This is a genomic window from Liquorilactobacillus sicerae (assembly GCF_029916425.1).
In the GTDB taxonomy this organism is placed as follows: domain Bacteria; phylum Bacillota; class Bacilli; order Lactobacillales; family Lactobacillaceae; genus Liquorilactobacillus; species Liquorilactobacillus sicerae.
The window spans coordinates 1-413 of the sequence record NZ_JAHAVQ010000318.1 but is presented as its reverse complement, the minus strand read 5'-3'; the positions used below and the strand labels follow the sequence as shown (position 1 = coordinate 413).

The following is a 413-nucleotide window of genomic DNA, read 5'->3' as shown; positions in this document are numbered from 1 at the left end:
GATGATGATATTAGAAACGAAATTGAACAATTTACTGGATATGGTTCTCATACGAATATAAAAGCCGGCTTTTTAGCCTATTCGCCAAAGGCCCAGGAAATTTTGAAGAACGCTGCGCTACAGGCTCAAAGTCTTGGTGCTCGGCAGATTGGAACCGAACATCTTCTCTTGGCTTTGCTAACTGACGAATCAATTCTTAGTTCGCGAATTTTGGCCAGTTTGGATGTTCGTTTACAGGATTTGACTCGTGCAGTTTTCAAACGAATTGGTGTTGACCCAAATCAGCAAAAACCAAAATCCAAGCAACAAGGGCAGAACCAACAAGGAACACCAACTTTGGACTCGATGTCGCGTGATTTAACGGCCTTGGCATCGGCTGGCCAAATTGATCCGGTTGTCGGTCGGGATCAGGA

General features: G+C 44.6%; 1 protein-coding gene. It reads left to right on the top strand.

Translation table 11 applies throughout. The features are described 5' to 3' along the window. The coding region (locus tag KH893_RS12630; protein ID WP_281166377.1) for a Clp protease N-terminal domain-containing protein at nucleotides 1-413 on the top strand (413 nt) is incomplete at both ends.